Source organism: Variovorax sp. P1_G12 (genome assembly GCF_056405555.1).
Window position 1 is genome coordinate 114,786 of the sequence record NZ_JBFUBW010000002.1, and the last position, 14,004, is coordinate 128,789.

Consider the following 14,004-nt stretch of genomic DNA (forward strand, 5'->3'; position numbering starts at 1 on the left):
AGAGAGCCGCTTACCGCTTGAACCAGACGAAGTACGACATCAGAACGAAGATGCCGAGCAGCATCGAGAAGGCGTAGTGATAGATATAGCCCGACTGCAGCCAGCGCACTGCGCCCGCGACGCGGCCGACCAGCTTCCAGGAGCCGTTGACGATGGCACCGTCGATGATCCCCTGGTCGCCGCCCTTCCAGAGGCCGGTGCCCAGCGCGCGGGTGGCGCGGGCGATGACGTTCTCGTTGAACCAGTCCATGTAGTACTTGTTCTCGAGCAGGGTGTAGATCGGGCCGAAGGCGCGCTTGATCGCGGCCGGCACGGCCGGGTTGACCAGGTACAGGTACCAGGCCACCACCACGCCGCCGAGCGCGAGCCAGAACGGCGCCGCGGTCAGGCCGTGGATGGCCATCGCGAACGGGCCGTGGAAGGCCTCGGCCAGTTCCTTCATGGCGTGGTGATCTTCGCCGACGAAGATCGCGCCCTTGAAGAACTCGCCGAAGAGCATCGGCTGGATCGTCATGAAGCCGATCACGACCGACGGGATCGCCAGCGCCACCAGCGGCACCCAGACCACCCAGGGGGACTCGTGCGGCTCGTGGTGGTTATCGTGGCCGTGACCGTGGTCGTCGTGGTGCGCGTCCGGGTTCTGGTCGAAGCGCTCCTTGCCGTGGAACACCAGGAAATACATGCGGAACGAATACAGGGCGGTGACGAACACGCTCGCCAGCACTGCGAAGTAGGCGAAGCCCGAGCCCCAGAGGTGACTCTCGCGCACCGCTTCGATGATGCTGTCCTTGGAATAGAAGCCCGAGAAGAACGGCGTGCCGATGAGCGCCAGCGAACCCACCAGCGAGGTGATCCAGGTGATCGGCATGTACTTGCGCACGTTGCCCATCCAGCGCATGTCCTGGTTGTGGTGCAAGCCGATGATCACGGAGCCGGCGCCGAGGAACAGCAGCGCCTTGAAGAAGGCGTGGGTCATCAGGTGGAACACGGCGACCGAATAGGCCGAGGCGCCGAGCGCCACCGTCATGTAGCCGAGCTGGGACAGGGTGGAATAGGCCACCACGCGCTTGATGTCGTTCTGGACGACGCCCAGGAAGCCCATGAACAGCGCGGTGATGCCGCCGATCACGAGGATGAAGCTCAGCGCGGTGTCGCTCAGCTCGAACAGCGGCGACATGCGCGCCACCATGAAGATGCCGGCCGTGACCATGGTCGCGGCGTGGATCAGCGCCGAGATCGGGGTCGGGCCTTCCATCGAGTCGGGCAGCCAGACGTGCAGCGGGAACTGCGCGCTCTTGCCCATCGCGCCGATGAACAGGCAGATGCAGATCACGGTGATCAGCAGCCACTCGGTGCCCGGGAAGGTGATCTTGGCCAGCGCGTCGGCCTTGGCGAAGGCTTCGCCGTAGTTCAGCGTGCCGGCGTAGGCGGCGATCAGGCCGATGCCGAGGATGAAGCCGAAGTCGCCCACGCGGTTGACCACGAAGGCCTTCAGGTTGGCGAAGATCGCGGTCGGCCGGTTGTACCAGAAGCCGATCAGCAGATAGGACACCAGGCCCACCGCCTCCCAGCCGAAGAACAGCTGGAGCATGTTGTTGCTCATCACGAGCATCAGCATCGAGAAGGTGAAGAGCGAGATGTAGGCGAAGAAACGGTTGTAGCCGTCGTCTTCCTGCATGTAGCCGATGGTGTAGACGTGCACCATCAGCGACACGAAGGTCACGACGCACATCATCATCGCGGTCAGGCCGTCGACCAGGAAGCCGATCTCCATCTTCAGGCCGCCGACGGTCATCCATTCATAGATGGTGGCGTTGAAGCGCGCGCCGTCGTTCACGACGCTGTTGAGCGTCATGGCGGAGATGATGAAGGACACCAGCACGCCGAGGATGGTCAGCGAGTGGGTGACGCGGCGGCCGATGTGGTTGCCGCCGAACTTCGTGCCGAACAGGCCGGCGACGACGGCGCCGACCAGCGGCGCGAGCGGGACGGCCAGGAGGGTGGATGCGGAAAGAGTAGCGCTCATGAGTAAACCTTCTTCAGCCCTTCAGCGCATTCAGTTCGTCGACGTTGATGTTCGACTTGTTGCGGAACAGCAGCACCAGCAGCGCCAGCCCGATGGCCGACTCGGCCGCCGCGACCGTCAGGATGAAGAAGACGAAGACCTGTCCGTGCATGTCGCCGAGGAAGTACGAGAAGGCGACGAAGTTCATGTTGACCGCGAGCAGCATCAGCTCCACGCACATGAGCAGCACGATCAGGTTCTTGCGGTTCAGGAAGATGCCGATGACAGACAGCGCGAAGAGCATCGCGCCGAGCGAAAGGAAGTGTCCGAGCGTGAGCGTCATGCCTTGGTCTCCGCAGCAGCCGCGGGTTGCTCCGCGACCGGTTCAGCCTGGCGCGTGACGGGCACCTGGACGATGCGCACGCGGTCGCGCGCCTTCACGCGGACCTGGTCGGCCGGATTCACATACTTGCTGTCCTTGCGCCTGCGCAGCGTCAGCGCGATGGCGGCGACGATCGCGACCAGCAGGATCACCGCGGCAATCTCCAGCGGATAGAGGTATTGGGAATAGAGCAGCTTGCCGAGCTCGAGCGTGTTCGAGGTCTCCGGCCCCTGGATCGCCGACAGCGTCTTCGGCGAGGTCAGGCGGAAACCGCCCATCAGCACCGCGGCCATCTCGAGCGCGATCAGCGCGCCGACGCCGGCGGCCAGCGGGAAGTGCTTCCAGAAGCCCTCGCGCAGGCCCTCGACATTGATGTCGAGCATCATGACCACGAACAGGAACAGCACCATCACCGCCCCCACGTAGACGAGCACCAGCGTGATGGCCAGGAACTCGGCGCGCAGCAGGAGCCAGATGGCCGATGCCTGGAAGAACGCCAGCACCAGGTAGAGCGCCGCATACACGGGGTTGCGCGCGGTGATGACGCGGAAAGCTGCGAACAGCAGTACCGCGGCAAACAGATAGAACAGACCGGTCTTGACGTCCATGGGTCGGATTCGTTTTCTTCGAGGTTCGGGCCAACCGCCTCAGCGGTACTTGGCGTCCGCCGCCTTGTTGGCGGCGATTTCTTTTTCGTAGCGGTCGCCGACGGCGAGCAGCATGTCCTTGGTGAAGTACAGGTCGCCCCGCTTTTCGCCGTGGTATTCGAAGATGTGGGTCTCGACGATCGAGTCGACCGGGCAGCTCTCTTCGCAGAAGCCGCAGAAGATGCACTTGGTCAGGTCGATGTCGTAGCGCGTGGTGCGGCGCGAGCCGTCGTCACGCACCTCGGATTCGATCGTGATCGCGAGCGCCGGGCAGACAGCCTCGCAGAGCTTGCAGGCGATGCAGCGCTCTTCGCCGTTCTCATAGCGGCGCAGCGCATGCAGGCCGCGGAAGCGCGGCGACAGCGGCGTCTTCTCTTCCGGGAACTGCACGGTGATCTTGCGGCTGAAGGCGTACTTGCCGGTCAGCGCCAGGCCCTTGAACAGCTCGACCAGCATGAAGCTGGACAGGAAGTCCTTGAGCGAGAAAGGCGCGGACGCGGTCGTCGAGGAGCGCGCAAGCGCGCTGGCGGAGGGCGCAGTCATGGCAGTTCCTGTTATTTCCAGATGTTGAAGGGGGTCTGCATCCAGGCGCCCACCACCACCAGCCACACCAGCGTGACCGGAATGAAGATCTTCCAGCCCAGCCGCATGATCTGGTCATAGCGAAAGCGCGGGAAGGTCGAGCGGACCCAGAGGAACATCGTGACCACGCAGAAGGTCTTGAGGCCGAGCCAGATCCAGCCCGGGATGAAGGCCAGGAAGTCGAACGGGGGCAGCCAGCCGCCGAGGAACAGCACCGCGCACAGGATCGAGACCAGCCACATGTTGGCGTACTCGGCCAGGAAGAACATCGCGAAGCTCATGCCCGAGTACTCGATCATGTGGCCGGCGACGATCTCCGATTCGCCTTCGACGACGTCGAAGGGGTGGCGGTTGGTTTCGGCCAGGCCGGAGATGAAGTAGACGACGAAGATCGGCAGCAGCGAGAGCCAGTTCCACGACAGGAAGCCGACGCCCATCGAGGCGAAGTGGCCCCTGCCCTGCCCCATCACGATGTCCGTCATGTTGAGGCTGGCCGAGACCATCAGCACCACGACGAAGCAGAAGCCCATCGCGATTTCGTAGCTGACCATCTGCGCCGAGGCGCGCAGCGCGCCGAGGAAGGCGTACTTCGAATTCGAGGCCCAGCCGGCGATGATCACGCCGTAGACCTCCAGCGAGGTGATGGCCATCACGAACAGCAGGCCGGCGTTGATGTTGGCCAGCGCGACCTCGGGACCGAAGGGAATGACCGCCCAGGCGGCCAGCGCCGGCATGATGGTCATGATCGGCCCCAGCAGGAACAAGCCCTTGTTGGCGACCGTCGGCAGGATGATTTCCTTGGTCAGCAGCTTGAGCGCGTCGGCGATCGGCTGCAGCAGGCCCAGCGGGCCGACGCGGTTGGGGCCGATGCGGATCTGCGTGAAGCCGATGGCCTTGCGCTCCCACAGCGTGAGGTAGGCGACCGCGCCCATCAGCGGGATCACGACGACGATGATCTTGATCAGGGTCCAGATCACCGGCCAGAGGACGCCTGTCCACCAGCCGGCAGACACCAGGCCGAGGCCGAAGCCGTGCAGTGCGTCGATCATGCCGACACCTCCTGTGCGGCCGCTGCCTGGCGGGCATCGGCGGTGAGCTGCAGCGACGGTGCGCGGCGCACGATCGAGTCGAGCTGGTAGATGCCAGCGACCACCGGTGCCGGCTGCGCCGCGTCGCTGGTGTCGATCGCTGCGCGGGTGGTGTTGGCCAGCTTGTCGGCTGCCACCTGGGCGGGCGAACCGAGGTCGGCCAGCACGTCGCCGGTCGACTCGAAAGCGAAGCCCGGCAGGCCCAGCAGGTTGGCCAGCACGCGCAGCACCTTCCAGGCCGGTCGCGCCTCGCCCTGCGGCTTGACGACCGCATGGAAGCTCTGGACACGGCCTTCGGCGTTGACGAAGGTGCCGGGCGTTTCGGTGAACGGGGCGATCGGCAGCAGCACATCGCTGATTTCGAGGTTCGCCTTGAACGGGCTCAGCGTGACAACCATCTGCGCACGCGCGAGGCCGTCGAGCGCGGACTCGCCAGCGGCCGAGTCGAACGCCGGCTCGGTGTTGAGCAACAGCGCAGCCTTGAGGCCGCCCGCGAGCATCTGGCCCGCGTTCAACCCGCCCTGCCTGGGCAGTGCGCCGACCAGCTGCGCGCCCACCGTGTTGGCGGCTTCGGTCAGGTAGCCGACGCTGGCGCCGGTCTGGGCGCCGATCCAGTTGGCCAGCGCCAGCAGGCTGCCGGCACGCGGATGGTGAGCCGCGGCATTGCCGAGCAGGATCGCCTTGCGCTCGCCGCCGAGCAGCGAGGCGGCCAGGGCCTTCGCGGCGTCGCCGGCGGCGCCGTTGCGCGCCACCGGTGCGGTGGCGCCGGTGGTCTCGGCGATCGCGCCGGCGAGTTCGGCCAGGGCGTCGACCCACTGGTCGGCCGGCACGCGCACCGCCTGGGCGAGCGGGATGGCCCAGGCGTCGGCGTCGGCCAGCAGTTCAGGCGAGGTGATGGCGCTCAATGCGCCGCCCTTGCGCACCGACTGGCGGATGCGCTGCGCGAACAGCGGATGGTCCTTGCGCAGGTTCGAACCGACCACCAGCACGCGCTGGAGCTGCGACAGCGAGGCGATCGAAGTGCCGAGCCAGCGGATGCCTTCGGCCGCGCCGAACTCGGCGTTGCGCAGGCGGTAGTCGATGTTGCCGCTGCCAAGGCCGTGCGTCAGCAGCTTGGCCAGGTGAAGCTCTTCGAGCGTGCTGTGCGGGCTGGCCAGCGTGCCGATGCTCTGGGCACCGTGGTCGGCCTTGATCTGCTTCAGGCCGTTGGCGACGTATTCGAGCGCGGTCTGCCAGTCGACCTGCTGCCAATGGCCGCCCTGCTTGAGCATGGGCTGCGTCAGGCGTTCGGGGCCGTTCAGCGCCTCGTACGAGAAGCGGTCGCGGTCGGCGATCCAGCATTCGTTGACGTCTTCGTTCTCGAGCGGCACCACGCGCATCACGCGGTTGTTCTTGACCTGGACGATCAGGTTGGCGCCGGTGGAGTCGTGCGGGCTGACCGACTTGCGGCGCGACAGCTCCCAGGTGCGGGCGCTGTAGCGGAAGGGCTTGCTCGTGAGCGCGCCGACCGGGCAGATGTCGATCATGTTGCCCGACAGCTCGGAGTCGACCGAGTCGCCGAGGAAGGTCTCGATCTCGGCGTGCTCGCCGCGGTGCGACATGCCGAGCTCCATCACGCCGGCCACTTCCTGGCCGAAGCGGACGCAGCGCGTGCAATGGATGCAGCGGCTCATCTCTTCCATGCTGATCAGCGGGCCGACGTCCTTGTGGAACACCACGCGCTTTTCTTCCTCGTAGCGGGAAGACGAGGCGCCGTAGCCCACGGCCAGGTCCTGCAGTTGGCATTCGCCGCCCTGGTCGCAGATCGGGCAGTCGAGCGGGTGGTTGATCAGCAGGAACTCCATCACCGACTGCTGGGCCTTGATGGCCTTGTCGCTCTTGGTGCGGACGATCATGCCCTGCGTCACGGGCGTGGCGCAGGCCGGCATCGGCTTGGGCGCCTTTTCGACGTCGACCAGGCACATGCGGCAATTGGCCGCGATGCTGAGTTTCTTGTGATAGCAGAAGTGCGGGATGTAGGTGCCCGCCTTGTCGGCCGCATGCATGATCATGCTGCCTTCGACGATGTCGACCTTCTTGCCGTCGAGTTCGATTTCAACCATATGTTTTTCTCAGCGCCTCATCAGGCCTTGGCCGGCGTCGGCTGGACGTAGCCCGGAATCAACGCCTCGAACTCGTGGCGGAAGTGCTTGATCATGGCGCGCACCGGCATCGCGGCGGCGTCGCCCAGCGCACAGATGGTGCGGCCCTGGATGTTGTCGGCGACCGAGTTCAGCAGGTCCATGTCGGACGCCCTGCCCTTGCCGTTGTGGATGCGGTCGACCACGCGCCAGAGCCAGCCCGTGCCCTCGCGGCAGGGCGTGCACTGGCCGCAGGATTCGTGCATGTAGAAGTACGAAAGCCGCTTGAGCGACTCGACCATCGAGCGGCTGTCGTCCATCACGATGACGGCGCCCGAGCCCAGCATAGAGCCGGCCTTGGCGATGGAGTCGTAGTCCATCGTGCACTCCATCATGATCGCGGCCGGCAGCACCGGCGACGACGATCCGCCGGGGATCACCGCCTTGAGCTGGCGGCCCTTGCGCACGCCGCCCGCGAGTTCGAGCAGCTTGGAGAACGGCGTGCCCATCGGCACTTCGTAGTTGCCGGGCAGCTCGACGTCGCCGCTGACCGAATAGATCTTGGTGCCGCCGTTGTTCGGCTTGCCGCACTCGAGGTAGGCCACGCCACCGTTGTTGATGATCCACGGCACCGCCGCGAAGGTCTCGGTGTTGTTGATCGTGGTCGGCTTGCCGTAGAGGCCGAAGCTGGCCGGGAACGGCGGCTTGAAGCGCGGCTGGCCCTTCTTGCCTTCGAGCGATTCGAGCAGCGCGGTTTCCTCGCCGCAGATGTAGGCGCCGAAGCCGTGCGCGGCGTGCAGCTGGAAGTTGTAGCTGCTGCCCATGATGCCGTCGCCGAGGTAGCCGGCGGCGCGCGCCTCCTCGAGCGCTTCCTCGAAGCGGTCGTAGGACTGGAAGATCTCGCCGTGGATGTAGTTGTAGCCCACGCTGATGCCCATCGCGTAAGCCGCGATGGCCATGCCCTCGATCACGATGTGCGGGTTGAACTGCAGGATGTCGCGGTCCTTGCACGTGCCCGGCTCGCCCTCGTCCGAGTTGCAGACCAGGTACTTCTGGCCCGGAAACTGGCGCGGCATGAAGCTCCACTTGAGGCCGGTCGGGAAGCCCGCGCCGCCACGGCCGCGCAGGCCCGAGGCCTTGACTTCGGCGATCACCTGGTCGGGCGTCAGGCCCTCGCTGAGGATCTTGCGCAGCGCCTTGTAGCCGCCGCGCGCCTCGTAGTCGGCCAGGCGCCAGTTGGTGCCGTTCAGGCCGGCGTAGATCTGCGGCTCGATGTGGCGGTCGTGGAAGCAGGTCTGGACCCCGGTGGCCTGGAACTGCGAGAGCACTTGCTCGGGCGACATCATTGGGCTCCCTTCGCGGCCGCGCCGCGCAAGCCGTCGATCAGCTGGTCGAGCTTCTCGTTGCTCATGAAGCTGCACATGGTGCGGTCGTTGACCAGCAGCACGGGCGAATCGGCGCAGGCGCCCAGGCATTCGCTCTGCTGCAGCGTGAACATGCCGTCGGGCGTGGTCTCGCCCATGCGGATGCCGAGCTTCTTCTCGAGGTGGGCCAGCGCCACGGCGCCGTCGCGCAGCTGGCACGGCAGGTTGGTGCAGACGTTGAGCTTGTACGCACCCAGCGGCCGCTGGTTGTACATGTTGTAGAAGGTCGTGACCTCGTGCACCGCGATTGGCGCCATGCCGAGATAGGCCGCGATCTCGCGCTCGCGCTGCTCGCTGACGAAACCCTCGTCCTGCTGCACGATGGCCAGGCAGGCCATCACGGCCGACTGCCTGCCCGCCGGCGGATACTTGGCGACCTCGCGGGCGAACCGCTCCAGCGTGGCGGCCGACAGCGGCGCCTGGCTGCTGTGGGAAGAAGTGTCGGAATGCATGGGTTGGCTCATCGATCGATCTCGCCGAACACGATGTCCATGGTGCCGATCACGGCGACCGCATCGGCAATCATGTGTCCGCGCGCCATTTCGTCCAGGGCCGCCAGGTGCGGGAAGCCCGGTGCGCGGATCTTCAGACGGTAGGGCTTGTTGGCGCCGTCGCTCACCAGGTAGATGCCGAACTCGCCCTTCGGGTGTTCGACCGCCGCGTAGGCCTCGCCTTCGGGCACGTGGAAGCCTTCGGTGAAGAGCTTGAAATGGTGGATCAGCTCCTCCATGTTGGCCTTCATCGATTCGCGCGCCGGCGCCGCCACCTTGTGGTTGCTGGTGATGACCGGGCCCGGGTTGGCGCGCAGCCAGGCCGAGCACTGCTGGATGATCTTGTTGGCCTGGCGCATCTCCTCGACGCGAACCAGGTAGCGGTCGTAGCAGTCGCCTGTGACGCCGATGGGGACGTCGAACTCCATGCGGTCATAGACGTCGTAGGGCTGCTTCTTGCGCAGGTCCCAGGCGATGCCCGAGCCGCGCAGCATCGGGCCGGTGAAGCCGAGGTTCAGGGCGCGTTCGGGCGTGACCACGCCGATGCCGACCGTGCGCTGTTTCCAGATGCGGTTGTCGGTGAGCAGCGTCTCGTACTCGTCGACCATCTTCGGGAAGCGCTTGCAGAAGTCGTCGATGAAATCGAGCAGCGAGCCCTGGCGGTTCTCGTTGAGCCGCTCGATCGCCTTCGCGTTCTTGATCTTGCTGACCTTGTACTGCGGCATCGCGTCGGGCAGGTCGCGGTAGACGCCGCCCGGTCGGAAATAGGCCGCGTGCATGCGCGCACCCGACACCGCCTCGTACATGTCGAACAGGTCTTCACGCTCGCGGAAGCAGTAGATGAGCATGTTCATCGCACCGCAGTCGAGGCCGTGCGCGCCGAGCCACAGCAGGTGGTTCAGCAGCCGGGTGATCTCGGCGAACATGACGCGGATGTACTGCGCGCGCAGCGGCACGTCGAGACCCATGAGGCGCTCGATCGCGAGGCAGTACGCGTGCTCGTTGCTCATCATCGACACGTAGTCGAGACGGTCCATGTAGGGCAGCGACTGGATGAAGGTGCGGGACTCGGCGAGCTTCTCGGTCGCGCGGTGCAGCAGGCCGATGTGCGGGTCGGCGCGCTGGATGACTTCGCCGTCGAGTTCGAGCACGAGACGCAGCACGCCGTGTGCTGCGGGGTGTTGCGGGCCGAAGTTCAGCGTGTAGTTTTTGATCTCAGCCATCAGTGCAAGCCACCGTAGTTGTCTTCACGGATCACCCGGGGAGTGATTTCGCGCGGCTCGATCGAGACCGGCTGGTAGATCACGCGTTTCTGTTCCGGGTCGTAGCGCATCTCGACATGCCCCGACACCGGGAAGTCCTTGCGGAACGGATGGCCGATGAAGCCGTAGTCGGTCAGGATGCGGCGCAGGTCGTCATGGCCCTCGAACACGATGCCGTAGAGATCGAAGGCTTCGCGCTCGAACCAGCCGGCGCCATTCCAGACGCTGGTCAGCGAATCGACGACCGGCAGGTCCTCGTTGGGCACGAACACCTTGAGGCGCACGCGCTGATTCAGGCTGACGGACAGCAGGTGGGTGACGACGCAGAAACGCTCGCCCTGCCACTCGCCTTCGCGGTAATCGGAATAGTCCATGCCGCAGAGATCGATCAACTGCTCGAAGCGGCAGCCGGGGGCGTCGCGCAGCAGGGTCGCGGCTTCGAGGTAGTCGGCAGCAGCCACCACCACCGTCACCTCGCCCAGCGCGAGCGTGACGCTCCTGGCCTTGGGTCCAAGCGTTTCGGTGATCTGGGTCTGCAGCGCCTCGGGAGAAATGGCAAAGTCGGTCATGTCTCTCGCTCTTCAGGCGCGCGCGATCGTGTTGGTACGGCGGATCTTCTGCTGGAGCTGGATGATTCCGTACAGAAGCGCCTCGGCGGTCGGCGGGCAGCCCGGCACATAGACGTCGACCGGCACGATGCGGTCGCAGCCGCGCACGACCGAGTAGCTGTAGTGGTAGTAACCGCCGCCATTGGCGCACGACCCCATCGAGAGCACCCAGCGCGGCTCGGGCATCTGGTCGTAGACCTTGCGCAGCGCCGGCGCCATCTTGTTGCACAGCGTGCCGGCCACGATCATCAGATCGGACTGGCGCGGGCTGGGGCGGAACAGCATGCCGAAGCGGTCGATGTCGTAGCGGGCGGCGCCCGCGTGCATCATCTCCACGGCACAGCAGGCCAGACCAAAGGTCATGGGCCACAGTGATCCGGTCTTGGCCCAGTTCACCACCGAGTCGTAGGTGGTGGTGACGAAGCCTTCCTTCATGACGCCTTCAATGGCCATTTTGCGGATTCCTTGTCATTCCCAATCGAGCGCGCCCTTTTTCCACTCGTAGACGAAGCCCACGACGAGGATGGCCAGGAAGATCATCATGGCCCAGAAGCCGACGGCACCGATCTCCTTGAGCGCGATGGCCCAGGGAAAGAGAAAAGCGATTTCGAGATCGAAAAGAATGAAGAGAATCGCGACCAGGTAGTACCGGACGTCGAACTTCATGCGCGCATCTTCGAAGGCTTCGAAGCCGCATTCGTAGGGGGAATTCTTTGCTGCGTCGGGCCGATTGGGGCCGAGGATGTAACCCAGAACCTGCGGAGCGACGCCGACACCGACACCGACCAGGATGAACAGCAGGACGGGGAGGTAGGAATCGAGGTTCATCAGGGGGTTCAATCACCGCTTGACACCGGCAGGAAGTGCTTTTCCTGCCGGTGAGATTTGGTGCGGTCGGCGAGACTCGAACTCGCACAGCTTTCGCCACTACCCCCTCAAGATAGCGTGTCTACCAATTTCACCACGACCGCGGTTTTTGCTGCCCGGATGGCATGAGGAACCTTGTAAGGTTTTGGCTTTCCGGAACAGCTTTAGAGTTTACCCTGAAAAACAGCCGTTTTCACTCACGGCTGAAGAGATCTCGACTGGATTTACTTGGACGGGATCTGCCCCGCACCTGCCGCAGGCGCAGCCGGTGCCGAAGCCGCGGCGGCCGGAGCCGCCGGCGCGCTGCCGCTGGGGATCTGCGCCGCGGAATCCGAGGCCGCGGGCGCCGGTGCCGGCACGGCCGCCGGTGCGCCGATCGCCGCGCGCTCCAGCAGGCTGCCGCCGCCGGCCGGCCGTGCGTGGCCGAAATAGGCCAACAACAAGGTGCAGGCGAAGAACACCGCCGCCAGCACCGCAGTGGTACGCGACAGGAAGTTCGCGCTGCCGCTGGCGCCGAACAGGCTGCCGGCACTGCCGCTGCCGAAGGCGGCGCCCATGTCGGCGCCCTTGCCGTGCTGGATCAGGATCAGCCCGATCATCGCGAGTGCGGTGAGCATCTGCACGCCCACCAGGATATTGAGGACCACGTTCATTCGTTCTAACTCCTAAGTTCTTTCTTCGGGCACGCGCGTTTCAGCGGGCCGCTGCAATGATCTGCAGGAAATCCGGGGCCTTGAGGGAGGCGCCGCCGATCAGGCCGCCGTCGATGTCGGCTTCGGCGAGCAATTCGGCCGCATTGGCCGCGTTCATGCTGCCGCCGTAGAGGATGCGGATGCCGGCGGCGTGTTCGCTCGCCGCGTGGTGCAACTGGGCGCGCAGCACCGCATGAACGGCCTGCGCCTGCGCCGGGGTCGCGGTCTTGCCGGTGCCGATGGCCCAGACGGGCTCGTACGCGACCACGATCTCGCTGATGCAGTGGCCGTTGACGTGGATCACCGCGGCCAGCTGGCGCTTGACCACCTCCTCGGTGTGCCCTGCCTCGCGCTCTGACAGCGTTTCGCCGACGCAGACGATCGGCGTGATGCCGTTGGCCAGCGCAGCGGCGGTCTTGGCGGCGACCAGCTCGTCGGTCTCGCCGTGGAACTGGCGCCGCTCGGAGTGCCCGACGATGGCGTAGCGCACGCCGAACTCCTTCAGCATCGCAGCCGATTGCTCGCCCGTGAAGGCGCCTTGCGGCTGGGCCGAGAGATCCTGCGCGCCGAGCGCGACCGGCGAGCCGGCCACCAGCGACTGCACCTGCGCCAGGTAAGGCGCCGGCACGCAGACCGCGATCTCGCACGCCGGGGTGCCCACGCCGGCCAGCAGGGCCTTCAGCAGCGCCTCGTTGGCAGGCAGGCTGCCGTTCATCTTCCAGTTGCCTGCGATCAGCTTCTTTTGGGTCGTCATGTCTGTCTAGTTCACCAGGTCAGCACGATCTTGCCGATGTGCTGGTTCGATTCCATCAGGACGTGCGCCTGCGCAGCGCCGCTGGGCTCCCCGAGTGCGGCGAAGCGGCTGTGGATGATCGGCTTGACCGCGCCGCTTTCGAGCAGCGGCCAGACCTTCTCGCGCAGCGCCTTGGCGATCGCGCCCTTGAAGGCGATCGGCCGCGGCCGCAGCGTCGAGCCGGTCACCGTGAGCCGCCGTCGCAGCACCAGTCCGGCGTTGATCTCGGCCTTGGCGCCGCCCTGCACGGCGATGATCACCAGCCGGCCGTCCTCGGCCAGGCAGTCGATCTCGCGCGCCACGTAGGCGCCGGCGACCATGTCGAGAATCACGTCGACGCCCTTGCCGCCGGTGAGGCGCTTGGCCTCCTCGGCGAAATCGGCGTTTCTGTAGTTGATCGCATGGTCGGCGCCGAGCTTCAGGCAGGCCTCGCACTTGTCGTCGCTGCCCGCGGTCACGATCACGGTGGCGCCGAGCGCGCGGCCGAGCTGGATCGCGGTCACGCCGATGCCGCTCGAGCCGCCCTGGATCAGCAGGGTCTCGCCCTTTTGAAGCCGGCCCCGCTCGAACACATTGCTCCAGACGGTAAAGAATGTTTCAGGCAAGGTAGCGGCTTCGACGTCGCTCCAGCCCTTCGGAACCGGCAGGCATTGCACGACGGGCGCCACGCAGAGTTCGGCATAGCCGCCGCCGGCGACCAGCGCGCAGACGTGGTCGCCGAGCTTGAAGCCGGCCTCGGCCAGGGCCTTGTCGTCGCCCGCGACGATCTCGCCCGCGACTTCCAGGCCCGGCAGGTCCGAGGCACCCGGAGGCACCGGATAGTTGCCGGTGCGCTGCAGCACGTCGGGCCGGTTGACGCCGCTCGCGGCAACACGGATCAGCAGTTCGCCGGGGCCGGCGACCGGCGCCGGACGTTCCGCCACGCGCAGCACCTCGGGGGCGCCGAACGATGTGATCTCAATGGCTTTCATGGTCTCTTCCTGAATGCGGCGCGCACCGTGCGGCGCGCGCCGACCGACTCGCAATCGCGATGGCGTCGCCGC

The 14,004-nt window shown here is 65.8% G+C and carries 15 protein-coding genes and 1 tRNA gene; all 16 read right to left on the minus strand.

Going from position 1 to position 14,004, the window contains the following annotated elements:
* Positions 1–10: 10 nt before the first annotated feature.
* The 16 genes from nuoL to AC1D2O_RS02795 all read right to left on the minus strand — a co-directional run bounded on the left by nuoL (position 11) and on the right by AC1D2O_RS02795 (position 13,932).
* Positions 11–2,026, minus strand: a complete 2,016-nt coding sequence (nuoL, locus tag AC1D2O_RS02720; protein ID WP_478087721.1) for an NADH-quinone oxidoreductase subunit L — start codon at positions 2,024–2,026, stop codon at positions 11–13.
* Between the two features lie 13 nt (positions 2,027–2,039).
* Positions 2,040–2,348, minus strand: a complete 309-nt coding sequence (gene nuoK / locus AC1D2O_RS02725) for an NADH-quinone oxidoreductase subunit NuoK (protein ID WP_286532244.1) — start codon at positions 2,346–2,348, stop codon at positions 2,040–2,042.
* Positions 2,345–2,995 carry an NADH-quinone oxidoreductase subunit J gene (locus AC1D2O_RS02730; RefSeq protein WP_442281527.1) on the minus strand — a complete coding sequence of 217 codons (651 nt, stop codon included), beginning with the start codon at positions 2,993–2,995 and terminating at the stop codon, positions 2,345–2,347. The genes nuoK and AC1D2O_RS02730 overlap by 4 nt, the downstream gene beginning before the upstream one ends.
* Positions 2,996–3,034: 39 nt before the next feature.
* Positions 3,035–3,577, minus strand: coding sequence for an NADH-quinone oxidoreductase subunit NuoI (nuoI, locus tag AC1D2O_RS02735; RefSeq protein WP_286529791.1), 543 nt, complete (start codon positions 3,575–3,577; stop codon positions 3,035–3,037).
* 11 nt (positions 3,578–3,588) lie between these two features.
* A complete protein-coding gene (gene nuoH / locus AC1D2O_RS02740; RefSeq protein ID WP_478087722.1) occupies positions 3,589–4,665 on the minus strand; it encodes an NADH-quinone oxidoreductase subunit NuoH in 1,077 nt (358 codons plus the stop codon).
* The gene (gene nuoG / locus AC1D2O_RS02745; protein ID WP_478156129.1) at positions 4,662–6,806 is read right to left on the minus strand and encodes an NADH-quinone oxidoreductase subunit NuoG; all 2,145 of its coding nucleotides are present in this window, start codon (positions 6,804–6,806) and stop codon (positions 4,662–4,664) included. Before nuoG ends, nuoH begins: the two co-directional genes overlap by 4 nt.
* Before the next feature lie 20 nt (positions 6,807–6,826).
* On the minus strand, positions 6,827–8,167 hold the full coding sequence (gene nuoF, locus AC1D2O_RS02750; RefSeq protein WP_478093602.1) for an NADH-quinone oxidoreductase subunit NuoF: 1,341 nt from the start codon (positions 8,165–8,167) through the stop codon (positions 6,827–6,829).
* Positions 8,167–8,700 (minus strand): NADH-quinone oxidoreductase subunit NuoE family protein, encoded by a 534-nt coding sequence (locus AC1D2O_RS02755; protein WP_478156131.1) that lies wholly within the window; start codon positions 8,698–8,700, stop codon positions 8,167–8,169. Before AC1D2O_RS02755 ends, nuoF begins: the two co-directional genes overlap by 1 nt.
* An 8-nt stretch (positions 8,701–8,708) precedes the next feature.
* Complete coding sequence (locus AC1D2O_RS02760) at positions 8,709–9,962, minus strand: NADH-quinone oxidoreductase subunit D (protein WP_478093605.1); 1,254 nt, start codon at positions 9,960–9,962, stop codon at positions 8,709–8,711.
* Positions 9,962–10,570: an NADH-quinone oxidoreductase subunit C gene (locus AC1D2O_RS02765; RefSeq protein WP_478156132.1), complete on the minus strand. Its 609-nt coding sequence runs from the start codon at positions 10,568–10,570 to the stop codon at positions 9,962–9,964. The genes AC1D2O_RS02760 and AC1D2O_RS02765 overlap by 1 nt, the downstream gene beginning before the upstream one ends.
* Positions 10,571–10,582: 12 nt before the next feature.
* Positions 10,583–11,062, minus strand: coding sequence for a NuoB/complex I 20 kDa subunit family protein (locus AC1D2O_RS02770; RefSeq protein WP_021008163.1), 480 nt, complete (start codon positions 11,060–11,062; stop codon positions 10,583–10,585).
* A gap of 15 nt (positions 11,063–11,077) precedes the next feature.
* Complete coding sequence (locus tag AC1D2O_RS02775; RefSeq protein ID WP_442281535.1) at positions 11,078–11,437, minus strand: NADH-quinone oxidoreductase subunit A; 360 nt, start codon at positions 11,435–11,437, stop codon at positions 11,078–11,080.
* 58 nt (positions 11,438–11,495) lie between these two features.
* Positions 11,496–11,580, minus strand: a tRNA-Leu gene (locus AC1D2O_RS02780).
* 120 nt (positions 11,581–11,700) lie between these two features.
* Complete coding sequence (secG, locus tag AC1D2O_RS02785) at positions 11,701–12,129, minus strand: preprotein translocase subunit SecG (RefSeq protein WP_478091431.1); 429 nt, start codon at positions 12,127–12,129, stop codon at positions 11,701–11,703.
* 40 nt (positions 12,130–12,169) lie between these two features.
* The gene (gene tpiA, locus AC1D2O_RS02790; RefSeq protein ID WP_478091429.1) at positions 12,170–12,922 is read right to left on the minus strand and encodes a triose-phosphate isomerase; all 753 of its coding nucleotides are present in this window, start codon (positions 12,920–12,922) and stop codon (positions 12,170–12,172) included.
* Between the two features lie 11 nt (positions 12,923–12,933).
* A complete protein-coding gene (locus AC1D2O_RS02795; protein WP_478091427.1) occupies positions 12,934–13,932 on the minus strand; it encodes an NAD(P)H-quinone oxidoreductase in 999 nt (332 codons plus the stop codon).
* Positions 13,933–14,004 lie beyond the last annotated feature (72 nt).